Genomic DNA, 23328 nt, shown 5'->3' with positions numbered 1-23328 from the left:
GGTTCCGTGATCTCCCGAATCGATCTGCGCGGCGACGCCCTCCCCGAGGGCCCCGCTCTGCGCGACCTGCTGCCCCGAGCCGACTTCGACGTCTCGGCCGCCCTGGAGAAGGTGCGTCCGATCTGCGAGGCCGTGCATCATCGGGGCGACGCGGCGCTGATCGACTTCGCCGAGCAGTTCGACGGGGTCCGGCTGGACCAGGTCAGGGTCCCGGCGGCCGCGCTCACGCGCGCGCTGGAGGAGCTGGACCCGGCCGTGCGCGCGGCCCTGGAGGAGTCCATCCGCCGCGCCCGGCTCGTCCACCGCGAGCAGCGCCGCACCACCCACACCACGCAGGTCGTGCCCGGCGGCTCGGTCACCGAGAAGTGGGTGCCGGTCGAGCGGGTCGGGCTCTACGCACCCGGCGGCCGGTCGGTCTATCCGTCGTCCGTGATCATGAACGTGGTCCCCGCGCAGGAGGCGGGCGTCGAGTCGGTCGCCCTCGCCTCGCCCGCCCAGGCCGAGTTCGACGGCCTGCCGCACCCGACCATCCTCGCCGCCTGCGCCCTGCTCGGCGTCGACGAGGTGTACGCGGCGGGCGGCGCCACCGCCGTCGCGATGTTCGCGTACGGCACCGAGTCCTGCCCGCCCGCCATGATGGTCACCGGCCCCGGCAACATCTGGGTCGCCGCCGCCAAGCGCTACTTCACCGGAAAGATCGGCATCGACGCCGAGGCCGGCCCGACCGAGATCGCGGTCCTCGCCGACGCCACCGCCGACCCGGTGCACGTCGCCTCCGACCTGATCAGCCAGGCCGAGCACGACCCGCTGGCCGCCGCCGTCCTGGTCACCGACTCCGTGGAGCTGGCGGACGCGGTCGAGAAGGAACTCCAGCCGCAGGTCGAGGCCACCAAGCACATCGACGACCGGATCGTCCCCGCCCTGAAGGGCCGCCAGTCCGCGATCGTCCTGGTCGACGGCCTGGACGAGGGCCTGCGCGTCGTGAACGCCTACGGCGCCGAGCACCTGGAGATCCAGGCCGCCGACGCCGCCGCCCTCGCCGACCGGGTGAAGAACGCCGGCGCGGTCTTCGTCGGCCCCTGGGCGCCCGTCTCCCTCGGTGACTACGCGGCCGGGTCCAACCACGTCCTGCCCACCGGCGGCTGCGCCTGCCACTCCTCGGGCCTGTCCGTGCAGTCCTTCCTGCGCGGCATCCACATCGTCGACTACACGCGCGACGCGCTCGCCGAGGTCGCGCACCACGTGGTGACGCTGGCGGAGGCCGAGGACCTGCCCGCGCACGGGGCGGCGATCAAGGCGAGGTTCGAGTGGAAGGTCCCGGAGAGCAAGTGACGTTCGGAATCGACGACCTCCCCGTACGGGACGAGCTGCGCGGCAAGTCCCCCTACGGCGCGCCCCAACTGGACGTGCCGGTACGGCTGAACACCAACGAGAACCCCTACCCGCTGCCCGAGGCGCTGGTCGAGCGGATCACCGAGCGGGTCCGCGAGGCCGCCCGCGACCTCAACCGCTATCCGGACCGGGACGCGGTCGAGCTGCGCACCGGGCTCGCCGAGTACCTGACGAAGACCTCCGGCCACCCGCTGGACACGGGCAACGTCTGGGCGGCCAACGGCTCCAACGAGGTCATCCAGCAGCTGCTGCAGACCTTCGGCGGCCCGGGCCGCACCGCGATCGGCTTCGAACCCTCGTACTCGATGCACGGCCTCATCGCGCGCGGCACCGGCACGGGCTGGATCTCCGGGCCGCGCCACGACGACTTCACCATCGACGTGCCCGCCGCCGAGCGCGCCCTCGCCGAGCACCGCCCGGACGTGGTCTTCATCACCACCCCCAACAACCCCACCGGCAACGCCGTCCCGGCCGAGACCGTCCTCGCCCTGTACGAGGCCGCCCAGGCGGCGAAGCCCTCGATGGTCGTCGTGGACGAGGCCTACATCGAGTTCAGCCACGGCGCCTCGCTGCTGCCGCTGCTGGACGGCCGGCCCCACCTCGTGATCTCCCGCACCATGTCGAAGGCGTTCGGCGCGGCGGGCCTGCGCCTGGGTTACCTCGCCGCGCACCCGGCCGTCGTCGACGCCGTCCAGCTCGTACGGCTGCCGTACCACCTCTCGGCCGTGACCCAGGCGACCGCGCTGGCCGCCCTGGAACACACGGACACGCTGCTGAAGTACGTCGAGCAGCTCAAGACCGAGCGGGACCGGCTGGTCGCCGAACTGCGCGCCACCGGCTACGAGGTGACCGAGTCCGACGCCAACTTCGTCCAGTTCGGGCGGTTCGCGGACTCCCATGAGGCCTGGCGGAAGATCCTCGACCGGGGCGTGCTGGTCCGGGACAACGGCGTACCGGGGTGGCTGCGGGTCACCGCCGGAACTCCGGAGGAGAACGACGCGTTCCTCGACGCGGTACGTGAAGTCAAGAAGGAGCAGAACACATGAGCCGCGTGGGACGCGTGGAGCGTACGACCAAGGAGACCTCGGTCCTCGTCGAGATCGACCTCGACGGCACCGGGAAGACCGACATCGCCACCGGCGTCGGCTTCTACGACCACATGCTCGACCAGCTCGGCCGCCACGGTCTGTTCGACCTGACCGTGAAGACCGACGGCGACCTGCACATCGACTCCCACCACACCATCGAGGACACCGCCCTCGCGCTGGGCGCCGCCTTCAAGCAGGCCCTCGGCGACAAGGTGGGCATCTACCGCTTCGGCAACTGCACGGTCCCGCTGGACGAGTCCCTCGCCCAGGTCACCGTGGACCTCTCCGGGCGCCCCTACCTCGTGCACACCGAGCCCGAGAAGATGGCGCCGATGATCGGCGAGTACGACACCACGATGACCCGGCACATCCTGGAGTCCTTCGTCGCCCAGGCCCAGGTCGCGCTGCACGTGCACGTGCCCTACGGGCGCAACGCGCACCACATCGTGGAGTGCCAGTTCAAGGCGCTGGCCCGGGCCCTGCGCTACGCCAGCGAGCGCGACCCGCGCGCGGCCGGCATCCTGCCTTCCACGAAGGGCGCGCTCTAACCCATGAACGGTACGTCCACCGCGCTGATCGTCGTCGGCCTGTTCTTCATCGGCGGCATCATCTCCTTCGCCAAGCAGCAGATGCCCAAGGGCCTGATCGTGCTGCTCTCCATCGGTGCCGCGATGTGTCTGTTCGCGGGCGTGCTGCGCCTGGAGGTGTGGAATTGACCTCCCCCGCCAAGCGGGTCGTCGTCTTCGACTACGGCTTCGGCAACATCCGTTCCGCCGAGCGCGCCCTCGCGCGCGCGGGCGCCGACGTCGAGATCACCCGTGACTACGACAAGGCCATGAACGCCGACGGCCTGCTGGTCCCCGGCGTCGGCGCCTTCGCCGCCTGCATGGACGGCCTCAAGGCGGCCCGCGGCGACTGGGTCGTGGACCGCAGGCTGTCGGGCGGCCGCCCGGTGATGGGCATCTGCGTGGGCATGCAGATCCTGTTCGCGCGCGGTATCGAGCACGGCGTGGAGGCCGAGGGCCTGGACGAGTGGCCCGGCACCGTCGGCCCGCTCCAGGCCGACATCGTGCCCCACATGGGCTGGAACACCGTCGACGCGCCGGCCGACTCCCAGCTCTTCGCGGGCCTGGACGCGGACGCCCGCTTCTACTTCGTGCACTCCTACGCCGTCCACGACTGGACCCAGGAGTCGCTCAACCCGCTGATCGCCCCGCCCAAGGTCACCTGGTCCACGCACGGCAAGCCCTTCGTGGCCGCCGTGGAGAACGGCGCCCTGTGGGCCACGCAGTTCCACCCCGAGAAGTCCGGTGACGCGGGAGCGCAGCTCCTCACCAACTGGATCGAGACCCTGTAGAGATGAGCCCGGTAGAGATGAGCAAGCTCGAACTCCTCCCCGCCGTCGACGTCCGCGACGGCCAGGCCGTCCGCCTCGTGCACGGCGAGTCCGGCACCGAGACCTCCTACGGCTCCCCGCTGGAGGCGGCCCTCGCCTGGCAGCGCTCCGGCGCCGAGTGGCTGCACCTCGTCGACCTGGACGCCGCGTTCGGCACCGGGGACAACCGTGCGCTGATCGCCGAGGTCGCGAAGGCCATGGACATCAAGGTCGAGCTGTCCGGCGGCATCCGCGACGACGACACGCTCGCCGCCGCGCTCGCCACCGGCTGCACGCGGGTGAACCTGGGCACGGCCGCCCTGGAGACCCCCGAGTGGGTCGCCGGGATCATCGCCGAGCACGGCGACAAGATCGCCGTCGGTCTCGACGTACGCGGCACCACGCTGCGCGGCCGCGGCTGGACCCGCGACGGCGGCGACCTCTACGAGACGCTGGCCCGCCTCGACAAGGAGGGCTGCGCCCGGTACGTCGTCACCGACATCGCCAAGGACGGTACCCTCCAGGGCCCCAACCTGGAGCTCCTGAAGAACGTCTGCGCGGCCACCGACCGCCCGGTCGTCGCCTCCGGCGGCGTCTCCTCCCTGGACGACCTGCGCGCCATCGCCGGTCTCGTCCCGGCCGGTGTCGAGGGGGCCATCGTCGGGAAGGCCCTGTACGCGAAGGCGTTCACCCTGGAAGAAGCCTTGGAGGCTGTGTCGCCATGACATCCGAAGCCGTACGGCGTGTGCAGAGCGGAAGTCCCTGGGAAGAGTCCTTCGGTTTCGCACGGGCCGTGGCGGCGGGTGATCATGTCATCGTGGCCGGCACGACCGCCTTCAGGGGCGACGTGCTGTATGGCGACGGCGACCCGTACGAACAGACCAAGGTGGCCTTCGCCACCGCGGTCGAGGCGATCGGTGAGTTCGGGCTCGGCATCGAGTCCGTGATCCGGACGCGTGTGTGCCTGGCACATTCGCGCGACGTCGATGCGGTGGGCCGCGCCCACAAGGAGCTGTTCGACGCCGTACGCCCGGTGACGACCCTGCTGGTCGTCGAGGGCTTCATCGACTCGCGGGTGCTGGTGTCGGTGGAACTGGAAGCATTCAGAGGACAGTAAGAGGAGCCGTGGATTCATGACCCTGGCGGTCCGAGTCATCCCCTGCCTGGACGTGGACGACGGCCGGGTCGTCAAGGGCGTGAACTTCCAGAACCTGCGCGACGCCGGCGACCCCGTCGAGATGGCCAAGGTGTACGACGCCGAGGGCGCCGACGAGCTGACGTTCCTGGACATCACCGCCTCGTCGGGCAACCGGGAGACGACCTACGACGTGGTGCGGCGCACCGCCGAGCAGGTGTTCATCCCGCTGACCGTCGGCGGCGGCGTGCGCACCGCCGACGACGTCGACAAGCTGCTGCGGGCCGGCGCGGACAAGGTGGGCGTGAACACGGCCGCCATCGCGCGGCCCGACCTGATCCGCGAGATCGCCGAGCGGTTCGGCCGCCAGGTCCTCGTGCTGTCGGTGGACGCGCGGCGCACCGAGGCGGGCACCTTCGAGGTGACCACCCACGGCGGCCGGCGCGGCACCGGCATCGACGCGGTGGAGTGGGCGCACCGGGCCGCGGAGCTGGGCGCGGGGGAGATCCTGCTGAACTCGATGGACGCGGACGGCACCAAGGACGGCTACGACCTGGAGATGATCGAGGCGGTGCGCAAGCACGTGTCCGTCCCGGTGATCGCCTCCGGCGGCGCGGGCCGCCTCACCGACTTTCCGCCCGCCGTGGCGGCGGGCGCGGACGCGGTCCTGGCGGCATCCGTCTTCCACTTCGGCGACCTGCGGATCGGCCAGGTGAAGGACACGCTGCGCGGGGCGGGGCATCCCGTTCGGTAGTTCGGGGTGTAGCTCCTGGTAGTGAGCGCGGTAGTGATCATGGTTCCGAGTTGGCTAACGTGCTCATATGCCTGGGATCACGATCGAGTTCACCGAGGAAGAGCTGGCCGAGCTGCGCGCGGAGGCCAAGGAGCAGGGCGTCGCGATCAAGCGGCTGGCGCACGACATACTGACCGAGGACGTGGTGCGTCGGCGGCAGAAGCAGCGGTTCGTGGAGGGGGCCTCCAAGTACGCCCGCGAGATCATGGCCGACTTCGAGGAGCGCTTCCCGGTGGGACTTCGGTGACGCTCTACGTCGATGCAGGATGGGTCCTCTGCGTTCAGGTGGAGGTCTCACCGTCGAACACGCCCATCCGGGACTGGGGCGCGTTGCACTGTATGGCCGAGAGGCACAGGTATGAGCGGGTGGCGGGGGAGCCTTATTACGAAGAGATCCCGAGCCGGGCTGCGACGTTCCTGCACACCGCTCTGAGACTCAGGCCGTTCACGGACTACAACGCGTCGATCGGCATCGGCTGCATCCGCGCGTACATGGAGGCCTCGGGGACGCCGCTCGATCCAAGGCCCGGCGACTGGGCCAAGCTCGTCTCCGACATCCGCAGCGACGAGGCCGACCTCCCCGAGACCGCCCGCCTGCTCCGCGACTGGGCTGAATGAACCGGTGACCGACCTCACGGACATACCCGACCGCGGGGCGTCCCTCGCGACGGGGCGCCCCGCCCACCGCGACCCCAACGTCCTGCGCTGGGTCGCCGCCTACACGCTCTCCATGGTCGGCGACATGGTCTTCTACCTCGCGCTGTCGTGGGCCGCCGTGCAGAACGGCACCGCCGCGCAGGCCGGGATCGTCACCGCCGTGAGCGCGGTGCCGCGGGCGCTGCTCATGCTGGGCGGCGGCGTGGTCGCCGACCGGTTCGGACCGCGCCGGGTCGTCATCGGCAGCGACGCCGTACGGTGCGGCACGGTCCTCGCGGTGGCCGCCGTGCTCTTCGTGACCGATCCCGGGCTCTGGCTGCTCGCGCTGCTCGCCGTCGTCTTCGGCACCGTCGACGCCGTGTTCCTGCCCGCGGTCGGCGCGCTCCCGGCCCGGATGACCACCAAGGACCAGCTCGCCCGGGTGCAGGGCATGCGCGGCCTCGGCATCCGCTTCGCCGCCGTGGTGGGCGCCCCGCTCGGCGGGCTCGGGGTGGCGGTGGGCGGTTCGGCCGCCGCCTTCGCGTGCGCGGGGCTGCTGATCGCCCTCTCCGTGCCGCTGCTGGTCTCCGTACGGGTACGCGAGCTGCCGCCCGACGAGACCACCGCCCGGAACGACACCACCGCCTGGCGCGACCTGCGGGCCGGCCTCCGCCACATCCGCCGGCACCGCGTCCTCGCCCCGCTGATGATCACCATCGCCCTGGGTGACCTCGGCTTCGTCGGCCCGCTCAACGTCGGCCTCACCCTGCTCGCGGACGAGCGCGGCTGGGGCGCCTCCGGGATGGGCTGGGTGCTCGGCGGCTTCGGCACCGGTGCGGGGGCGGCCGCGCTGCTGCTGGCGGTGCGCGGACGCGTCCCGCGCGCAGGGCTGGTCACCGCCGGGGCCATCATCCCCGGTGCCGCCGCCATCGCCGCCCTCGCCCAGGTGTCCGCCCTCTCCGCGGCCGTCGGCGTCGCCGTGCTCGTGGGGCTGCTCACCGGCCTCAGCGGCGCCATGTGCGGGGCCCTGCTGCAGACGCAGACGGACCCCGCCTACCTGGGGCGCGTCACGGCCGTGGCCGGCATCGTCAGCCTCGGGATCGCGCCCCTGAGCATGCCGCTGTCCGCCGCCGCCGTCGGCGTCTGGGGCACCGGTCCGGTCTTCGCCGTCAGCGCGCTGGTCTGCGCCCTGGGCGGAGCGGTCGCCCTGTGCACGCCGGGCCTGCGGCGCGCCGAACTGCCGAGGTGAGCGCGGATCAGATGCCGAGCTGCCTCGTCTCCCGCAGCCTCGCGATCGCGGACTTCTCGCCCTCCAGTTCCACGTTCGCCGCCTCCTGACGGCCGTACGCGAACAGCAGCAGTTCGGACGGCTCGCCGGTGGCCGTCACCACCGGCGTGCCCCGGTGGGCGACGGTCGTCTGGCCGTTGGGGCGGCGCAGGACGAGGCCCGTCGGGACGCCCCGGCCCATCAGCCGGGCGGCGCGCTCCAGGCGGGACCACAGGGCGTCCTGGAAGACCGGGTCCAGCTCGCGCGGCGACCAGTCGGGCCGGGCCCGGCGGACGTCCTCGGTGTGGACGTAGAACTCCACCGTGTTCGCCGCCTCGTCCACCTGCTTGAGCTGGAACGGCGAGAACCTGGGCGGGCCGGTGCGGATCAGCTGGAGCAGCTCCTCGTACGGCTTCGCCCCGTACTCCTCCATCACCCGGTCGAGCCGGGACGCCAGCTGCTTGATCAGGGTGCCCCCGGCGGCGTCCGGCCGGCGCTCGCGCACCACCACGTGCGCGGCGAGGTCGCGGGTCCGCCAGCCCTCGCACAGGGTCGGCGCGTCCGGGCCCGCCGTCTCCAACAGGTCCGCGAGCAGAAGTCGTTCACGCTTGGCGAAAGTCGACATGCGGCCAGCCTACGGCGCCGGGACGGGTCCGCCCAATGGACAGCCCCGGGGTGTGTCCGACCCGCGCGGCACAATGGGCGCATGACCAGCAGCTCCCCCCGGCCGCCCAGCCCGCTCGCCCCGGAGATCGCGGCCCGCCTCAAGCGCAGCGCCGACGGCCTCCTGCCCGCCATCGCCCAGCAGTACGACACCGGAGAGGTGCTGATGCTCGGCTGGATGGACGACGAGGCACTGCACCGCACGCTGACCACGGGACGCTGCACCTACTGGTCGCGCAGCAGGCGGGAGTACTGGATCAAGGGCGACACCTCCGGGCACTTCCAGTGGGTGAAGTCCGTCGCCCTGGACTGCGACGCCGACACCGTCCTGGTCAAGGTCGACCAGGTCGGCGCCGCCTGCCACACCGGCGCCCGCACCTGCTTCGACGCCGACGTGCTCCTCGCCGAGGCGGCCGAGGGCACCGACGGCGCGGGTTCCGGCGAGCCCGCCGCGGGTCAGTAGGGTCTGCCGCCATGGACGACATGGATCTCCCGACCTTCCGCAAGCTGGCCGCCGACCGCCGCGTGATCCCGGTGAGCCGCAAGCTCCTCGCCGACGGCGACACCCCCGTGGCGCTGTACCGCAAGCTGGCGGCCGAGCGCCCCGGCACCTTCCTGCTGGAGTCCGCCGAGAACGGACGATCCTGGTCCCGGTACTCCTTCGTCGGCGTCCGCAGCGCCGCCACCCTCACCGAGAAGGACGGGCAGACGCACTGGCAGGGCACCCCGCCCGTCGGCGTCCCCACCGACGGGGACCCGCTCGCCGCGCTGCGCGCCACCGTCGAGGCCCTGCACACCCCCCGCGACCTCGCCCACGACCTGGGCCTGCCGCCCTTCACCGGCGGCATGGTCGGCTACCTCGGCTACGACATCGTGCGCCGCCTGGAAAAGGTCGGCCCGGGGGAGCGGGACGACCTGAAGCTCCCCGAGCTGACCATGCTCCTCACCAGCGACCTCGCCGTCATGGACCACTGGGAGGGCTCGGTCCTGCTGATCGCCAACGCGATCAACCACAACGACCTGGAGACCGGCGTCGACGAGGCCTACGCCGACGCGATCGCCCGTCTGGACGTCATGGAGGCCGACCTCACGCGCGCGGTCGCCCAGCCCCCGGCCGCGCTGCCGCCGTCCGAGCTGCCCGAGTACACCGCGCTGTGGGGCGGCCCCGACTTCCAGGAGGCCGTCGAGGACATCAAGGAGCGCATCCGCGCGGGGGAGGCCTTCCAGGTCGTCCCCTCCCAGCGGTTCGAGACGCCCTGCACCGCGAGCGCGCTGGACGTGTACCGGGTGCTGCGGGCCACCAACCCCTCCCCGTACATGTACCTGCTCCGCCTGGACGGCTTCGACGTCGTCGGGTCGTCGCCCGAGGCCCTGGTCAAGGTCGAGGACGGCCGCGCCATGGTGCACCCCATCGCCGGCACCCGGCCCCGCGGCGCCACCCCGCAGGAGGACCAGGCCCTCGCCGACGAACTGCTCGCCGACCCCAAGGAGCGGGCCGAGCACCTGATGCTCGTCGACCTCGGACGCAACGACCTCGGCCGGGTCTGCGAGCCCGGCTCCGTCGAGGTCGTCGACTTCATGTCCGTCGAGCGGTACTCGCACGTCATGCACATCGTCTCGACGGTCACCGGACGGGTCGCCCCCGGCCGCACCGCCTTCGACGTCCTCACCGCCTGCTTCCCGGCCGGCACCCTCTCCGGCGCCCCCAAGCCGCGCGCCCTCCAGATCATCGACGAACTCGAACCCTCCCGGCGCGGCCTGTACGGCGGCTGCGTCGGCTACCTCGACTTCGCGGGCGACTCCGACACCGCCATCGCCATCCGCACCGCGCTGCTGCGCGACGGCACCGCCTACGTCCAGGCGGGCGCCGGCATCGTCGCCGACTCCGACCCCCTCGCCGAGGACACCGAGTGCCGCAACAAGGCGGCGGCGGTGCTGCGCGCCGTACACACGGCCAACCGGCTGGCGCAATAGGGCCAACCCGCCGGAGCGGTGGGGCGATTCTCACGCCGGCCAATCCGAACCCCGGGTGACGGTTCGCCCGGGGTTCGGGTGATAGTGGAGTACGTGACAGCCGTTCCTCACCCCCGTACCCCAGCCGCAGGACCCGCCCGGGCCGGCCGGCGGAGCCTCGCCGTCGCCCTGCTGTGCGGTGCGCTCGGCGCCGCCGTCGCCCTGCTCGCCACCCGGCAGGAGTGGGCGGAGGGCACCGCGACGGTGGCCGGCGGCGCGTTTCCCCTGACCGCCAAGGGCAGCGACGTCACGGGCGTGCCCGCGGCGCTGGCCATAGTGGGGCTCGCCGCGCTCGTCGCCGTGTTCGCCGTCCGCCGCGCGGGCCGCTTCGCGGTGGCCGGCCTGCTCGCGCTGAGCGGCGCGGGCACCATCGCCGCCGCTCTGGCCGGCGCCTCCGACAGCTCCGCGCTGGACGACCAGGCCGCGAAGGCCGCCGGCGACACCTCGGCCACCGTGGACGTCCTCTCGCACACCGCCTGGCCGTACGTCGCGGCCGTGGGCGGCGCCCTGCTGCTGCTCGCCGGGCTGCTCGCGCTGCGCTACGGCCGCCAGTGGCCCGCGATGTCCGGCCGCTACGAGCGCGACGGCACCCCGCGCCCGCGCCGCAAGCCGCAGACCGTGGACCCGGACCGTCCCGAGGACCTCTGGAAGGCCATCGACCGCGGCGAGGACCCCACCAGCGCCTGACGCGCCGCCCCCCTGCGGAGCACCCCCGCTCACGGCGCGTGCGGGGGTGCGGGACAATGGGTACGAGCGTCCTGCTCAGACACGGCACACAGCAACGAGGAGCAAGCAATGGCGGGCAGCAGCCACGGTCACACCCCGGCCGCCTGGACCGGTGTCATCATCGCCTTCATCGGTTTCTGCATCGCGGGCCTGTTCATGGTGGCGGCCCAGCCGGCGGGCTTCTGGGCCGGCCTCGCGGTCGTCGCCCTCGGTGGTGTGGTGGGCTACATCATGCGGATGATGGGCCTCGGCCAGCCGAAGCACAGCCACCCCGTGCACCAGGTCGCCGGCGAGCGCGCCACGGCCGACGCCAAGGGCTGACCCCGCACGGCGTCACGGACCCACCGGAGGGGCGGAGCGGCACAAGGTGCCGGGACCGCCCCTCACGTGCGCGTGGGGACCACCGGGGGCAGAATGCGGGGCGTGGACGCCGAGACCGCACAGCCGACCCCGACCGGTGCCGTACCGAAGGGCCGGTCCGCCCGCCTCGCCGTCCCGGCCGCGGTACTCGCGTCCGTCGCGGGAGCCTTCGCGTACGTGGGTGCCGTGGACCCCAACGAACCCGGGCACTACCCCGTCTGCCCCCTGCTGCGCTTCACGGGGATCCTCTGCCCCGGCTGCGGCGGCCTGCGCAGCGCCCACGCCTTCGTCCACGGGGACGTGCTCGCCGCGCTGCAGGCCAACGCGACGGCGGTCCTGGGCTATCTGGGGTTCGCCGTCCTGTGGACCGTCTGGGTGGTCCGAGCGGCACGCGGCCGGCCGCTGCGGGTCGAACTGGGGCCGGTCCACCTGTGGGCGCTCGGGACGTTGCTGCTGGTCTTCACGGTTGTCCGGAACCTGCCGTTCGGTGGCTGGCTCCGTCCTTGATCATCCGATGAATGTCCAGGTAATGGGACCGGCGGCGGCCGGATGCGAGCCCTGTGCCCCGCTCCGGATACCATCACAGTGACCACCGGTTTCGCCGTCTGAAAGGGGGCCGCTCGCGTGAGTGTGCTCGACGAGATCATCGACGGAGTCCGTGCCGACCTCGCGGAGCGGCAGGCGCGCGTCAGCCTCGACGAGCTCAAGGAGCGCGCGGCCAAGGCCCGCCCCGCGAAGGACGGTGTGGCCGCCCTGCGCGGCGACGGCGTCAAGGTCATCTGCGAGGTCAAGCGCTCCAGCCCGTCCAAGGGCGCGCTGGCCGCCATCGCCGACCCCGCCGGACTCGCCGCGGACTACGAGGCGGGCGGCGCCGCCGTCATCTCCGTCCTCACCGAGGAGCGCCGCTTCGGCGGCTCGCTGGCCGACCTGGACTCCGTCCGCGCCCGAGTGGACATCCCCGTGCTGCGCAAGGACTTCGTCGTCACCTCGTACCAGCTGTGGGAGGCCCGCGCGCACGGCGCCGACCTCGTGCTGCTGATCGTCGCGGCGCTCGACCAGCCGGCTCTGGAGTCCTTGATCGAGCGCGCCGAGTCCATCGGCCTCACCCCGCTCGTCGAGGTGCACGACGAGGACGAGGTCGAGCGCGCGGTGGACGCCGGCGCCAAGGTCATCGGCGTCAACGCGCGCAACCTGAAGACCCTGGAGGTCGACCGCGGCACCTTCGAAAGGGTCGCCCCGGAGATCCCCGCGCACATCGTCAAGGTCGCCGAGTCCGGCGTCCGCGGCCCGCACGACCTCATCGCCTACGCCAACGAGGGCGCCGACGCCGTTCTGGTCGGCGAGTCCCTGGTCACCGGCCGCGACCCGAAGACCGCGGTCTCCGACCTGGTCGCCGCCGGCGAACACCCGGCATTGCGCCACGGCCGCGGCTGACCTTCGCTAGGCTGACCCTCGATGACTGCCACCATGACCCCCGTGGACCGGTACGCCCGCCTCGCGCGCGGCTGCCGTCCCCGAGGCTGCCGCGCACCCGCCCGCAGGGTGCACGGCCGCCGGGTGCGGTACGTCATCGGCGACGAGCCCGGGCAGGTCAACGGCATGCGATGGCAGCGCGTCCCATAGGGGCGCGGGGAACTGCACGACCAGCCGTCCACGGCCGGCAGCCCGACCACTTGTCCTCGCCCCCACGGCGATCAGTCATCACCAGACACTCACCGTGAGGCTTCCGCATGCCCAGCACCTTCTTCATTCCCGACTCCGAGGGTCAAGTTCCCTCCGCCGAGGGCTACTTCGGCGCGTTCGGCGGCAAGTTCATCCCCGAGGCCCTCGTCGCGGCGGTCGACGAGGTCGCCGTCGAGTACGACAAGGCCAAGTCCGACCCGGAGTTCGCCCGCGAACTGGACGACCTCCTCGTCCACTACACCGGCCGCCCCAGCTCCCTCACCGAGGTTCCCCGCTTCGCCGAGCACGCCGGAGGTGCCCGCGTCTTCCTCAAGCGCGAGGACCTGAACCACACCGGCTCGCACAAGATCAACAACGTGCTCGGCCAGGCCCTGCTCACCAAGCGCATGGGCAAGACCCGGGTGATCGCCGAGACCGGCGCCGGACAGCACGGCGTCGCCACCGCCACCGCCTGCGCCCTCTTCGGCCTCGACTGCACCATCTACATGGGCGAGATCGACACCCAGCGCCAGGCCCTGAACGTGGCCCGCATGCGGATGCTCGGCGCCGAGGTCATCGCCGTGAAGTCCGGCAGCCGCACCCTGAAGGACGCCATCAACGAGGCGTTCCGCGACTGGGTCGCCAACGTCGACCGCACGCACTACCTCTTCGGCACCGTCGCCGGACCGCACCCCTTCCCGGCGATGGTGCGCGACTTCCACCGCGTCATCGGCGTCGAGGCCCGCCGCCAGCTCCTGGAGCAGGCCGGACGCCTCCCCGACGCCGCGATCGCCTGCGTCGGCGGCGGCTCCAACGCCATCGGTCTCTTCCACGCCTTCATCCCCGACGCGGACGTCCGCCTCATCGGCTGCGAGCCCGCCGGGCACGGCGTGGAGACCGGCGAGCACGCGGCCACCCTGACCGCGGGCGAACCCGGCATCCTGCACGGCTCCCGTTCCTACGTCCTCCAGGACGACGAGGGCCAGATCACCGAGCCGTACTCGATCTCGGCCGGTCTGGACTACCCGGGCATCGGCCCCGAGCACTCCTACCTCAAGGACTCCGGCCGCGGCGAGTACCGCGCGGTCACCGACGACGCCGCCATGCAGGCCCTGCGCCTGCTCTCGCGCACCGAGGGCATCATCCCGGCCATCGAGAGCGCCCACGCGCTGGCCGGCGCCCTGGAGGTCGGCAAGGAGCTGGGCAAGGACGGGCTGATCGTCGTCAACCTGTCCGGCCGCGGCGACAAGGACATGGACACCGCCGCCCGCTACTTCGGGCTGTACGACACGGACGCCGAGGTCGCCGCCGACGAGGCCGGCACCACCGCGGAGATCGAGGGGGACGCCAAGTGAGCGGGAACGTACAGCTGCTGAACGACACCCTCGCGGGCGCCAGGTCCGAGGGCCGCGCCGCCCTCATCGCCTACCTCCCGGCCGGGTTCCCGACCGTCGACGGCGGCATCGAGGCGATCAAGGCCGCGCTCGACGGCGGCGCCGACGTCGTCGAGGTGGGCCTGCCGCACAGCGACCCGGTGCTCGACGGCCCGGTCATCCAGACCGCCGACGACATCGCCCTCAAGGGCGGTGTCCGCATCGCCGACGTGATGCGCACGGTCCGGGAGGCCCACGCCGCCACCGGCAAGCCGATCCTCGTCATGACGTACTGGAACCCCATCGACCGCTACGGCGTCGAGCGGTTCACCGCCGAGCTGGCCGAGGCCGGGGGCGCCGGGTGCATCCTGCCCGACCTGCCGGTCCAGGAGTCGGCGCTGTGGAGGGAGCACGCGGAGAAGCACGGGCTCGCCACCGTCTTCGTGGTCGCGCCCAGCAGCAAGGACACGCGGCTCGCCGAGATCACCGAGGCCGGCAGCGGCTTCGTCTACGCCGCCTCCCTCATGGGCGTCACCGGCACCCGTGAGTCGGTCGGCGCGCAGGCCGAGGACCTGGTGCGGCGCACCCGCGCCACCACCGACATCCCGGTCTGCGTCGGACTCGGCGTCTCCAACGCGGCACAGGCCGCCGAGGTGGCGGGCTTCGCCGACGGCGTGATCGTCGGCTCGGCGTTCGTCAAGCGCATGCTGGACGCCCCCGACGACGCGGCCGGCCTGGAAGGCGTCCGCGCCCTCGCCGCCGACCTCGCGAAGGGCGTACGCGGAAAGGCGTGACGACGGGCACGTGACCAGGGTCCCTCGTACGGGTGGACCTTCGACCGGGGAGGCGCGCTGCGCCTCCCCGGTTCGTTCTGCGGGGTGTGAGCGAGAAGAACCGACAGGGAAAGCGCACCGCCCGGGAGAAGCTGGCGGCCGAGCGCGAGAAGCACAGGTCCAGGGACAGGCGCCGCCGCGCGCTGATCGTCGGCGCGAGCGTGGTCTGCGTCCTGGGGCTCGCGGCGGTGATCGGCGTCGTCGCGGCGAACGCGGGCAAGGACGACGGCAGCGACTCGGCCGGACCGGTCGTGGCGCCCTCGGGCGCGCAGGGCAAGGACGCCCTCGCGATCCCCGTCGGTGAGGACGGCGCCAAGTCGACGCTCACCGTCTGGGAAGACTTCCGTTGTCCGGCCTGCAAGGGCTTCGAGCTGGCGTACCGCGACACGATCCACGAGCTGACCGAGTCCGGACAGCTCAAGGTCGAGTATCACCTGGCGACCATCATCGACGGCAACATGGGCGGTACCGGCTCCCGCAAGGCCGCCAATGCCGCCGCCTGCGCCCAGGACGCCGGGAAGTTCGCCCCGTACCACGACGTGCTGTTCACCAACCAGCCGCCCGAGAGCGACGACGCCTTCGCCGACGAGGGCCGGCTGATCGACCTGGCGGGCAAGGTCGACGGCCTCGACACCACCCCGTTCCAGGAGTGCGTGAAGAACGGCAGGCACAACAGCTGGGTGGAGAAGTCCAACAAGGCCTTCCAGAACGGCGGCTTCAGCGGCACCCCGACCGTGCTCCTCGACGGCACGAACATCTACCAGGACCAGTCGATGACCCCGGCCAAGCTGAAGCAGATGGTGGAGGACGCCAACAAGTAGGGCGGGCGGCGGTGGGCAGGCGCGGCGCCGTGACGCGCGCGCTCGTTACGGACCCGTAGCCGGGCTGCCCGCCGCGCCTCCCGTCCGACACGGTAGCGTCGACCCTGCCATGGAACTTGCCTTCATTCCCAGCCCGTCGCGCGGGGTGCTGCACCTCGGTCCCATCCCGCTGCGCGGCTACGCGTTCTGCATCATCATCGGTGTCTTCGTTGCCGTCTGGCTCGGCAACCGCCGCTGGATCGCCCGGGGCGGGCGGCCGGGCACGGTGGCCGACATCGCGGTCTGGGCCGTGCCCTTCGGCCTGATCGGCGGCCGGCTCTACCACGTGATCACGGACTACCAGCTGTACTTCAGCGAGGGCCGTGACTGGGTCGACGCCTTCAAGATCTGGGAGGGCGGCCTCGGCATCTGGGGCGCGATCGCGTTCGGCGCGCTGGGCGCCTGGATCGGCGCCCGCCGCCGGGGCATCCCGATGCCGGCGTACGCCGACGCCGTCGCCCCCGGCATCGCCCTCGCGCAGGCCATCGGCCGCTGGGGCAACTGGTTCAACCAGGAGCTGTACGGCAAGGCGACCGACCTGCCGTGGGCCGTGGAGATCACCTCGACGACCGACGGGCGGGTCCCGGGCACCTACCACCCGACGTTCCTGTACGAGTCGCTGTGGTGCATCGGTGTCGCCGCCCTCGTCATCTGGGCCGACCGCCGCTTCAAGCTGGGCCACGGCCGGGCGTTCGCCCTGTACGTCGCCGCCTACTGCGCGGGCCGGTTCTGGATCGAGTACATGCGCGTCGACGACGCCCACCACATCCTCGGCCTGCGGCTCAACAACTGGACCGCGTTGCTCGTCTTCGTGCTCGCCGTGGTCTACATGGTGCTCTCGGCGCGGTCGCGTCCGGGCCGGGAGGCCGTGGTCGAGCCGGGTGCCGGGCCGTCCGACGGCGCCGACGGTGCCGAGGGGGCCGAAAGCTCCGCCGGGGACGACGCGAAGGCGGACGCGGACACCACCGACGAGGACGCCGGGTCCGGTGCCACGGAGGACGACGCCGGGACTCCGGACGAGGCGGCCGGCGACGCGGACGACGCGCGGGACGTGAAGGACGGCGCCGACTCCGCCAAGAAGGGCTGACGGCCCGCCGTACGACGTCACCGAGGGCGCCCGGATCTTCACCGGGCGCCCTCGGCGCGTGTCAGGACAGGACGGGCCGCCGGGCCAGCGACAGGGTGCGCCGGGCCGTCGCCACCACCGCCGCGTCGACGAACCGGCCGTCCGGCAGTGCCTGCGCGCCCGGCTGGACGCTGGCCGCCTTGACGACGGTCTCCGCTTCCTCCAGCTCCCGCTCGGTCGGCAGGTACGCCCGCTCGATGATCGGCAGCTGGCGGGGGTGGATCGCGGCGCGGCCGAGGAAACCCAGGGCGCGGCCGTGCGCGCAGGACGCCGCCAGGCCCTCCAGGTCCCGGGTGTCCGGATGCACCGTCTGCGACGGCGGCGCCAGGCCGGCCGCCCGCGCGGCCACCACCACCCGGGAGCGCGACCAGTCGAGGCCGGTGTCCCCGTGCACGCCCAGGTCGGCCCGGAGGTCCGCCTCCCCGAGGGCGATGCCGCGCAGCGCCGGATGGGCCGCGGCGATCGGGTACGCCCGCTCCACTCCCAGGGCGGTCTCCAGCAGCGCGTACAGGGGCGGCCCGCCGGTGGCCGCCGCCACGCCGGTGATCTGCTCGGGGGACGTCACCTTGGGCAGCCGCAGGCCGGACAGCCCCGGCAGCGCGGCCAGCGCCCGCAGGTCCGCGGCGGCCAGCGGGCCGTCCAGGGCGTTGACGCGGACGTGCACCGGCACCGGCTGCGGCTCGGTGAGCAGTTCCGCGGTGGCCTCGCGGGCGTACGCCTTGCGGTCCGGGGCGACCGCGTCCTCCAGGTCGACCACCACGACGTCGGCCCCGGCGGCCAGCGCCTTGGCGACCACCCGGGGCCGGTCCCCGGGCGCGTACAGCCAGGTCAGCGGGGGTGCGGTCATACGACGCCCTCCTCACGCAGCTCTTTCACGTCCGCCGGGGTCAGCCCCAGCTCGGTCAGCACCTCCTCCGTGTCCGCGCCGTGCGGACGGCCCGCCCAGCGGATGGCGCCCGGGGTCGCGGAGAGCCGGAAGAGGACGTTCTGCATGCGCAGCGGGCCCAGCTCGGGATCGTCGACGGTGGTGACGGTGTCGAGCGCCTGGTACTGCGGGTCGGTCATCACGTCCCGCACGTCCTGGATCGGGGCCACGGCCGCTTCGGCCTTCTCGAAGGCGGCGAGCACGTCGGCACGGCTGTGCCGGGCGATCCAGTCGCCGACCGCCGCGTCCAGGACGTCGGCGTGGCGGGCCCGGTCGGCACCGGACGCGAACCAGGGCTCGTCGATCAGCTCCGGACGGCCCACCAGGCGCATCACCCGCTCGGCGACCGACTGGGCCGAGGTGGACACGGCGACCCAGGTGCCGTCGGCGGTGCGGTAGGTGTTGCGCGGGGCGTTGTTCTGCGAGCGGTTGCCGGTGCGCGGCTGGACGTGGCCGAGCTGGTCGTACCAGGTGGGCTGCGGGCCCAGGACGGTGAGGATCGGCTCGATGATCGCCATGTCGACGACCTGCCCCTCGCCGGTGCGTTCGCGCGCGGCCAGCGCCGTCATCACGGCGTACGACGTCGCCAGCGCGGCGATCGAGTCGGCGAGCCCGAACGGGGGCAGCGTCGGCGGGGCGTCCGGTTCGCCGGTCATCGCGGCGAAGCCGCTCATGGCCTCGGCGAGGGTGCCGAAGCCGGGGCGGCGGGCGTACGGGCCGAACTGGCCGAAGCCGGTGACCCGGGTGAGGACCAGGCGGGGGTTGACGGCGGACAGCTCGTCCCAGCCCAGGTCCCACTTCTCCAGCGTGCCGGGACGGAAGTTCTCGATGACGACGTCCGCGGTCGAGACGAGGCGCAGCAGGGTGGTGCGCCCGGCGGGCTTCGACAGGTCCAGGGTGATCGTGCGCTTGTTGCGGCCCAGGATCTTCCACCACAGGCCGATGCCGTCCTTGGACGGGCCGTGGCCCCGGGACGGGTCGGGCCGGGAGGGGTGTTCGACCTTGACCACCTCGGCGCCGAAGTCGCCGAGCATGGTGGCGGCGAGCGGTCCCGCGAAGAGGGTGGCGAGGTCGAGCACCCGCAGACCGGTGAGCGGGGCGGAGGCGGTGGTGACGGAGCCGGGGACGGCGTTCACGGCGGGCTGGGACATGGGCGGGTGGCCTCCCGGTGGGTGAGGTGGGCGAGGGTGTCGAAGCCGGTGCCGTCGAAGTCGCCGACCGACGTGGCCAGGCGGTTCTTCAGCGGGCCCGTCCAGTGCTCGGGCAGGGCGGCGGGGGAGCCGGCGAGGAGTCCGGCGACGCCGCCGACGGTGGCGCCGTTGGAGTCGGTGTCCCAGCCCCCGGAGACCGCGCGGGAGACCGAGCCGGTGAAGTCGCCGTCCGCGTGGGTGAGGGCGGCGGCGATCAGGGCGGTGTTGGGCACGGCGTGCACCCAGTGGTGGGTGGGGGAGTGGCGGGCGTGCAGCTCGTCCACGACCGTGTCGAAGTCGGCGTGCGCCTGGGCGAGGCGGACGGCGTGGCGCACGGCCGCGGACAGGCGGGAGCCGGGCGGGACGACCGCGAGGCCGGTGCGCAGGCAGGTGTGCACGTCGTGGGTGCCGGTGGCGGCGGTGGCGATGACGGCCGCGGCGAACATGGCCGCGTGGACGCCGCTCGCGGTGTGGGTCAGGGCGGCGTCGCGGTGGGCCTGGTCGGCCGCGGCGGCCGGGTCGCCGGGGTTGGTCCAGCCGTGCACGTCGGCGCGGATCAGGGCGCCGATCCACTCGCGGAAGGGGTTGCGGTGGTGGGCGGTGGCGGGGGGTTCCAGGCCGGAGAGCAGGTTGCGGTAGGCGACGCGCTCGGCGGTGAAGGTGCGGCCGGCGGGGAGCTCGTCGAGCCACACGCGGGCCACGTCGGCGGTGCTGAAGTTCCTGCCGTGACGCTGGAGGAGCAGGAGGTTGAGGAGGGGGTAGTTGAGGTCGTCGTCCTCGGGCATCCCGTCGATGTTCTCGGCGAGGGAGGTGGCGGCGGAGCGGCGGTTCCAGGGGTGGGCGGACGCGAGGTCCGCGGGGAGGCCCCGGGCGGTGAAGTAGCCGGTCGGGGGCCAGTTTCCGGTGGCGCGGCCGATGCGGCGGATGCCGGTCAGCGGGAGCTTCTCGACGGGTTTGCCGAGCAGGCAGCCCGCCGCCCGGCCCAGCCAGGCGGCCTCCAGCCGGGCCGGGGACAAGGACGAGGCCGGCGGGGCGGCCGGTGCCGGCCAGTCGGGGCACAGGGCCCGGATCCGGTCGAGGTCGGTCGGTTCCGCGGCGGCGGTCGGGTTCGCCAGCCCGGCCAGGTCGTCCAGCAGTTCCTCGGCCAGGAGCCGGAGTCGGCGGGAGGCGGGCCGGGGCGACGCGCCCGCGCGGTCGGGGGCCGGGTCGCCGCCCGCCGCCTCCCAGCGGGCGGCGACCGCCGACGCGTCGCGGCCCTCCAGGGCCGCCTGGCGCAGCTCGTGGCCGATCAGGTCCTCGGGCTGCACCCAGGTCAGCCGGAGCATCACGGACCCCCGATCGCGCCGAACGCCCGCTCGTGCTCGCGGCGCCGCGCCAGGTCCCGCTCGAAGACCTCCCGGGCGACCGCGCTCAGCGTCGCGGCCGGTTCCCACAGGTCGAGCCGACTGGCCTCCGCGACCCGCTTGGCCCACTCCTCGGGGACCGGTGAGCCCAGCGCCCCGGCCAGCGCGCCCGCCATCGTGGCGATGGAGTCGCAGTCGCGGCCGTAGTTGACCGCGCCGAGCACCGCGTGCCGGCAGTCGCCGCCGGAGACGAGGAGCATGCCGAGGGCGACGGGCAGTTCCTCGATCGCGTGCAGCCGGGACGGGCGGCGGGCGCCCAGCGAGGGCGCGCGGTAGTCGGAGCCCACCGTGTCGTACGGGGTGACCGCCTCCCGCAGCGGGGCCAGCGCCGACTCGAAGTCCGAGTACCGCGCGGCCACGTCGCAGACCGCCTCGATCGCGGCCCGCGTGCCGTCCTTGGCCAGGGACAGACAGGCGGCCACCACGGAGTCCGGCGTCGCGCCCGGCGCGCAGGCCGCGGCCACCGCCGCCGCGAAGACACCGGCCGCCTCCCTGCCGTACGACGACTGGTGCGCGCCCGCGACGTCCAGGGCCTCGGCGTACGCCCCCGCCGGGTGGGCGGCGTTGACCAGGCCGACCGGCGCCATGTACATCGCGGCACCGCAGTTGACGATGTTGCCGGTGCCCGCCTCGCGCGGGTCCACGTGGCCGTAGTGGATCCGCGCCACCAGCCACTTCTCCGCGAGGAAGATCCGCTGGAGCGGGAGCGCCTCGGTCTCCAGCTCCGGGATCCAGCGGGGGTGCGTCATCAGGTCCGGGACCAGGTGCTCGGCGACCGCGTACGCGTCGAGGTGGTCGCGGACCGTGCCGTACACGCGGACCAGCGCGTGGGTCATCAGGGTGTCGTCGGTGACGTGGCCGTCGCCTTTGTGGTACGGCGCGAGGGGCCGGGCGGTGCGCCAGGCGTCGCCGTTCCAGGGGCCGACGACGCCGTGGATCCGGCCGCCGTGGCGTTCGAGGATCTGCTCGGGGGAGTAGCCCTCGACCGGGCCGCCGAGCGCGTCGCCGACGGCCGCGCCGACGAGGGCGCCGGTGACGCGCTCCTCCAGGGTCGCCGGGCCGGGCCGCGGGGTGCGGGCTGTCATGTCGTGCGTCCTCCTTCGGGTCGGGTCGGCTGCGTGGCGTGCAGGAGTCCGGCGAGTTCGACGAGGTCGGTGCCGGTGAGCCTGGGCAGTACGCAGCCGGGGAGGGTGCGGCAGGTGTCCCGCCAGGACGCGGGCACCGAGGTGCCGCCGCCCAGCGCGCCGGTGAGGGCGCCCGCCAGCGCGGGGGCGGAGTCCGCGACCCTGGACAGACAGGCCGCCGCCGGGACCGCCTCCGCGAGGACGCCCCGGGCGGCGGTGGCCAGGGCGAGGGCGACCGGGACGGTCTCGGCGGCGGCGATGCCGTAGCTGTAGACGTGGTCGACGATCTGGTGCTCGAGGAGCGGGACGAGGGCGAAGGTGCTCTCGGCGTCCGCCGCCAGGGCCAGTGCCTGGCGGGCGTTGCGGCCGATCTCCGTCCCCTCGGGCAGTTCGGCGAGGGCGGCCGCCACACAGGTGTCCACGTCGGCGCCGGTGAGGGCGCCGGCCAGCGCCGCCGCCATCGCCCGCGCGCCGTGCACGCCGTCGCCGTCCTGGGTGTAGCGGGCGTCGAACTCGGCGAGGTCCGCCGCGAGGCGCGGGTCGCCCGGGTGCGCGACGGCGAGCACGCAGGCCCGGACGCAGGCGGCGTCGTCGAAGTAGTGCGGGTTGTCGTGGCCGGTGGCGGGCGGGCGCAGGCCCGCGGCGAGGTTGCCGAGCCCGGCCCGTACCGAGATGCGGGCGCGCAGCGGCAGTACGGCCGACTCGGCCTCCGGGGCGCGTTCCGTCGCCGCGGCCACCTCGCTGGCGACGGCGTTCCAGGTCAGGTCGATCGCCGCGCGCATCCGGCGGTCCCGGCTCAGGTCGCCGAGCACGCTGTCGTCGCCGGCCCGCAGCAGTGCCTCGGCCGCGAACGCCGCCCACTCGGCGTCGTCCGAGGGGCCGAGGCGCAGGGGCTCGGGGGGCTGGTTCAGGGCGATGGGGACCGGGAGGGTGGTGGTCGCGTTCTGCTCGGCGAAGGTGTCCAGCTCGCGGGTGAGGCGGCGCGTCCACTCCGGCATCCGGGCGGCCCGGTGCCGGGCGGCGGGCCAGCCGGCCGCGTCCCCGGCGGCCAGACCGAGGAGCAGCCCCTCGACCCGGTCGCGGCCCGGCACCGCACGGGGGACCTCGGTCTCGGGCCCGGGGCGCTGGCCCATCCCGGCGGGCGCCGACTCCCCGGGCGCCTCGACGTACGCGGTGGTCACCGTCGTCTCCACGCCGGGCCGGACCCCGCTCACGGCCACACCTCCGTGCCCGCCCCGGGCACGAGGGTGCCCTGGTCGGGCGGGCTCGCGAGCGGTGCGGCTTGCGGTGTCCGGAGTGCGTCGGCGGCTTGGCCGCCCGGCGCAGGCGGGGTCGTGACGGGCTCCGGCGAGGGCCGGTCGCCGGGGAGCGGGGTGTCGCCGGG

At 73.4% G+C, this 23328-nt stretch carries 28 protein-coding genes; 22 read left to right on the top strand and 6 right to left on the bottom strand.

Annotated features, from left to right (window positions below; all coding sequences use genetic code 11):
- The first annotated feature begins 6 nt into the window (after positions 1–6).
- The 11 genes from hisD (at position 7) to DMH12_RS08970 (ending at position 7668) form a co-directional block, all read left to right on the top strand.
- Positions 7–1332 (top strand): histidinol dehydrogenase, encoded by a 1326-nt coding sequence (hisD, locus tag DMH12_RS09015; protein WP_125491029.1) that lies wholly within the window; start codon positions 7–9, stop codon positions 1330–1332.
- Positions 1329–2438 carry a histidinol-phosphate transaminase gene (locus DMH12_RS09010; protein WP_125491028.1) on the top strand — a complete coding sequence of 370 codons (1110 nt, stop codon included), beginning with the start codon at positions 1329–1331 and terminating at the stop codon, positions 2436–2438. Before hisD ends, DMH12_RS09010 begins: the two co-directional genes overlap by 4 nt.
- Positions 2435–3028 (top strand): imidazoleglycerol-phosphate dehydratase HisB, encoded by a 594-nt coding sequence (gene hisB, locus DMH12_RS09005; RefSeq protein WP_055416452.1) that lies wholly within the window; start codon positions 2435–2437, stop codon positions 3026–3028. Before DMH12_RS09010 ends, hisB begins: the two co-directional genes overlap by 4 nt.
- Positions 3029–3031: 3 nt before the next feature.
- Positions 3032–3196, top strand: a complete 165-nt coding sequence (locus DMH12_RS38980) for a hypothetical protein (protein WP_163015643.1) — start codon at positions 3032–3034, stop codon at positions 3194–3196.
- Positions 3187–3837: an imidazole glycerol phosphate synthase subunit HisH gene (gene hisH, locus DMH12_RS09000; protein ID WP_125491027.1), complete on the top strand. Its 651-nt coding sequence runs from the start codon at positions 3187–3189 to the stop codon at positions 3835–3837. The genes DMH12_RS38980 and hisH overlap by 10 nt, the downstream gene beginning before the upstream one ends.
- 17 nt (positions 3838–3854) lie before the next feature.
- Entirely contained in the window at positions 3855–4580 is a 726-nt protein-coding gene (gene priA, locus DMH12_RS08995; RefSeq protein ID WP_125491062.1) for a bifunctional 1-(5-phosphoribosyl)-5-((5-phosphoribosylamino)methylideneamino)imidazole-4-carboxamide isomerase/phosphoribosylanthranilate isomerase PriA, read from the top strand.
- Entirely contained in the window at positions 4577–4972 is a 396-nt protein-coding gene (locus DMH12_RS08990) for a RidA family protein (protein ID WP_125491026.1), read from the top strand. The genes priA and DMH12_RS08990 overlap by 4 nt, the downstream gene beginning before the upstream one ends.
- A 16-nt stretch (positions 4973–4988) precedes the next feature.
- Positions 4989–5744: an imidazole glycerol phosphate synthase subunit HisF gene (hisF, locus tag DMH12_RS08985; RefSeq protein WP_125491025.1), complete on the top strand. Its 756-nt coding sequence runs from the start codon at positions 4989–4991 to the stop codon at positions 5742–5744.
- A 67-nt stretch (positions 5745–5811) separates the two neighbouring features.
- Positions 5812–6030 carry a hypothetical protein gene (locus DMH12_RS08980; protein ID WP_125491024.1) on the top strand — a complete coding sequence of 73 codons (219 nt, stop codon included), beginning with the start codon at positions 5812–5814 and terminating at the stop codon, positions 6028–6030.
- Positions 6027–6401: a hypothetical protein gene (locus DMH12_RS08975; protein ID WP_125491023.1), complete on the top strand. Its 375-nt coding sequence runs from the start codon at positions 6027–6029 to the stop codon at positions 6399–6401. Before DMH12_RS08980 ends, DMH12_RS08975 begins: the two co-directional genes overlap by 4 nt.
- 112 nt (positions 6402–6513) lie before the next feature.
- The gene (locus DMH12_RS08970) at positions 6514–7668 is read left to right on the top strand and encodes an MFS transporter (protein ID WP_260474149.1); all 1155 of its coding nucleotides are present in this window, start codon (positions 6514–6516) and stop codon (positions 7666–7668) included.
- Positions 7669–7675: 7 nt separating this feature from the next.
- Here DMH12_RS08970 and DMH12_RS08965 read toward each other — a convergent pair whose 3' ends face one another.
- On the bottom strand, positions 7676–8311 hold the full coding sequence (locus DMH12_RS08965; protein WP_125491022.1) for a TIGR03085 family metal-binding protein: 636 nt from the start codon (positions 8309–8311) through the stop codon (positions 7676–7678).
- 81 nt (positions 8312–8392) lie between these two features.
- Here DMH12_RS08965 and hisI point away from each other — a divergent pair, with 81 nt between their 5' ends.
- From hisI to lgt, 11 genes are all read left to right on the top strand, one after another.
- A complete protein-coding gene (gene hisI / locus DMH12_RS08960; protein WP_125491021.1) occupies positions 8393–8812 on the top strand; it encodes a phosphoribosyl-AMP cyclohydrolase in 420 nt (139 codons plus the stop codon).
- 20 nt (positions 8813–8832) lie between these two features.
- A complete protein-coding gene (locus tag DMH12_RS08955) occupies positions 8833–10323 on the top strand; it encodes an anthranilate synthase component I (RefSeq protein WP_185832214.1) in 1491 nt (496 codons plus the stop codon).
- A gap of 84 nt (positions 10324–10407) precedes the next feature.
- Positions 10408–11049, top strand: a complete 642-nt coding sequence (locus DMH12_RS08950; protein WP_125491019.1) for a TIGR02234 family membrane protein — start codon at positions 10408–10410, stop codon at positions 11047–11049.
- A 108-nt stretch (positions 11050–11157) separates the two neighbouring features.
- Positions 11158–11409, top strand: coding sequence for an HGxxPAAW family protein (locus DMH12_RS08945; protein WP_122614899.1), 252 nt, complete (start codon positions 11158–11160; stop codon positions 11407–11409).
- Positions 11410–11502: 93 nt separating this feature from the next.
- Complete coding sequence (locus tag DMH12_RS08940; protein WP_125491018.1) at positions 11503–11955, top strand: DUF2752 domain-containing protein; 453 nt, start codon at positions 11503–11505, stop codon at positions 11953–11955.
- A gap of 117 nt (positions 11956–12072) precedes the next feature.
- Positions 12073–12882, top strand: coding sequence for an indole-3-glycerol phosphate synthase TrpC (trpC, locus tag DMH12_RS08935; RefSeq protein ID WP_052841514.1), 810 nt, complete (start codon positions 12073–12075; stop codon positions 12880–12882).
- Positions 12883–12903: 21 nt separating this feature from the next.
- Positions 12904–13071 (top strand): tryptophan biosynthesis modulator TrpM, encoded by a 168-nt coding sequence (gene trpM / locus DMH12_RS08930; protein ID WP_125491017.1) that lies wholly within the window; start codon positions 12904–12906, stop codon positions 13069–13071.
- Between the two features lie 107 nt (positions 13072–13178).
- Positions 13179–14465 (top strand): tryptophan synthase subunit beta, encoded by a 1287-nt coding sequence (trpB, locus tag DMH12_RS08925; protein WP_125491016.1) that lies wholly within the window; start codon positions 13179–13181, stop codon positions 14463–14465.
- Positions 14462–15277 carry a tryptophan synthase subunit alpha gene (gene trpA, locus DMH12_RS08920; RefSeq protein WP_125491015.1) on the top strand — a complete coding sequence of 272 codons (816 nt, stop codon included), beginning with the start codon at positions 14462–14464 and terminating at the stop codon, positions 15275–15277. Before trpB ends, trpA begins: the two co-directional genes overlap by 4 nt.
- 86 nt (positions 15278–15363) lie before the next feature.
- On the top strand, positions 15364–16137 hold the full coding sequence (locus DMH12_RS08915; protein ID WP_185832211.1) for a thioredoxin domain-containing protein: 774 nt from the start codon (positions 15364–15366) through the stop codon (positions 16135–16137).
- Positions 16138–16246: 109 nt separating this feature from the next.
- Entirely contained in the window at positions 16247–17263 is a 1017-nt protein-coding gene (gene lgt, locus DMH12_RS08910; protein WP_125491013.1) for a prolipoprotein diacylglyceryl transferase, read from the top strand.
- A gap of 61 nt (positions 17264–17324) precedes the next feature.
- On the opposite strand, the gene DMH12_RS08905 is transcribed toward lgt, so the two are convergent.
- From DMH12_RS08905 to DMH12_RS08885, 5 genes are read right to left on the bottom strand one after another with little or no spacing between them, the layout of a single operon-like run.
- Positions 17325–18149, bottom strand: coding sequence for a CoA ester lyase (locus DMH12_RS08905; protein ID WP_125491012.1), 825 nt, complete (start codon positions 18147–18149; stop codon positions 17325–17327).
- Positions 18146–19378, bottom strand: a complete 1233-nt coding sequence (locus DMH12_RS08900) for a CaiB/BaiF CoA-transferase family protein (RefSeq protein WP_125491011.1) — start codon at positions 19376–19378, stop codon at positions 18146–18148. Before DMH12_RS08900 ends, DMH12_RS08905 begins: the two co-directional genes overlap by 4 nt.
- On the bottom strand, positions 19360–20742 hold the full coding sequence (locus DMH12_RS08895; RefSeq protein ID WP_125491010.1) for an ADP-ribosylglycohydrolase family protein: 1383 nt from the start codon (positions 20740–20742) through the stop codon (positions 19360–19362). The genes DMH12_RS08900 and DMH12_RS08895 overlap by 19 nt, the downstream gene beginning before the upstream one ends.
- Positions 20742–21905, bottom strand: a complete 1164-nt coding sequence (locus DMH12_RS08890) for an ADP-ribosylglycohydrolase family protein (protein WP_125491009.1) — start codon at positions 21903–21905, stop codon at positions 20742–20744. Before DMH12_RS08890 ends, DMH12_RS08895 begins: the two co-directional genes overlap by 1 nt.
- Positions 21902–23077: an ADP-ribosylglycohydrolase family protein gene (locus DMH12_RS08885; protein ID WP_125491060.1), complete on the bottom strand. Its 1176-nt coding sequence runs from the start codon at positions 23075–23077 to the stop codon at positions 21902–21904. Before DMH12_RS08885 ends, DMH12_RS08890 begins: the two co-directional genes overlap by 4 nt.
- Positions 23078–23328 lie beyond the last annotated feature (251 nt).

The sequence above is a fragment of the Streptomyces sp. WAC 04229 genome, assembly GCF_003947455.1.
GTDB lineage: Bacteria > Actinomycetota > Actinomycetes > Streptomycetales > Streptomycetaceae > Streptomyces.
The sequence above is the reverse complement of the archived record's forward strand: the minus strand, read 5'-3'. Positions and strand labels throughout refer to the sequence as shown.

Excerpts from the sequence above, each read along its gene's own strand:
- hisB (WP_055416452.1), top strand. The coding sequence starts at position 2,435 with ATGAGCCGCGTGGGACGCGTGGAGCGTACGACCAAGGAGACCTCGGTC.
- DMH12_RS38980 (WP_163015643.1), top strand. The coding sequence starts at position 3,032 with ATGAACGGTACGTCCACCGCGCTGATCGTCGTCGGCCTGTTCTTCATC.
- priA (WP_125491062.1), top strand. The coding sequence starts at position 3,855 with ATGAGCAAGCTCGAACTCCTCCCCGCCGTCGACGTCCGCGACGGCCAG.
- DMH12_RS08990 (WP_125491026.1), top strand. The coding sequence starts at position 4,577 with ATGACATCCGAAGCCGTACGGCGTGTGCAGAGCGGAAGTCCCTGGGAA.
- hisF (WP_125491025.1), top strand. The coding sequence starts at position 4,989 with ATGACCCTGGCGGTCCGAGTCATCCCCTGCCTGGACGTGGACGACGGC.
- DMH12_RS08980 (WP_125491024.1), top strand. The coding sequence starts at position 5,812 with ATGCCTGGGATCACGATCGAGTTCACCGAGGAAGAGCTGGCCGAGCTG.
- DMH12_RS08970 (WP_260474149.1), top strand. The coding sequence starts at position 6,514 with ATGGTCGGCGACATGGTCTTCTACCTCGCGCTGTCGTGGGCCGCCGTG.
- DMH12_RS08965 (WP_125491022.1), bottom strand. The coding sequence starts at position 8,311 with ATGTCGACTTTCGCCAAGCGTGAACGACTTCTGCTCGCGGACCTGTTG.
- hisI (WP_125491021.1), top strand. The coding sequence starts at position 8,393 with ATGACCAGCAGCTCCCCCCGGCCGCCCAGCCCGCTCGCCCCGGAGATC.
- DMH12_RS08955 (WP_185832214.1), top strand. The coding sequence starts at position 8,833 with ATGGATCTCCCGACCTTCCGCAAGCTGGCCGCCGACCGCCGCGTGATC.
- DMH12_RS08945 (WP_122614899.1), top strand. The coding sequence starts at position 11,158 with ATGGCGGGCAGCAGCCACGGTCACACCCCGGCCGCCTGGACCGGTGTC.
- DMH12_RS08940 (WP_125491018.1), top strand. The coding sequence starts at position 11,503 with ATGCGGGGCGTGGACGCCGAGACCGCACAGCCGACCCCGACCGGTGCC.
- trpM (WP_125491017.1), top strand. The coding sequence starts at position 12,904 with ATGACTGCCACCATGACCCCCGTGGACCGGTACGCCCGCCTCGCGCGC.
- trpB (WP_125491016.1), top strand. The coding sequence starts at position 13,179 with ATGCCCAGCACCTTCTTCATTCCCGACTCCGAGGGTCAAGTTCCCTCC.
- lgt (WP_125491013.1), top strand. The coding sequence starts at position 16,247 with ATGGAACTTGCCTTCATTCCCAGCCCGTCGCGCGGGGTGCTGCACCTC.
- DMH12_RS08905 (WP_125491012.1), bottom strand. The coding sequence starts at position 18,149 with ATGACCGCACCCCCGCTGACCTGGCTGTACGCGCCCGGGGACCGGCCC.
- DMH12_RS08900 (WP_125491011.1), bottom strand. The coding sequence starts at position 19,378 with ATGTCCCAGCCCGCCGTGAACGCCGTCCCCGGCTCCGTCACCACCGCC.
- DMH12_RS08895 (WP_125491010.1), bottom strand. The coding sequence starts at position 20,742 with ATGCTCCGGCTGACCTGGGTGCAGCCCGAGGACCTGATCGGCCACGAG.
- DMH12_RS08890 (WP_125491009.1), bottom strand. The coding sequence starts at position 21,905 with ATGACAGCCCGCACCCCGCGGCCCGGCCCGGCGACCCTGGAGGAGCGC.
- DMH12_RS08885 (WP_125491060.1), bottom strand. The coding sequence starts at position 23,077 with ATGGGCCAGCGCCCCGGGCCCGAGACCGAGGTCCCCCGTGCGGTGCCG.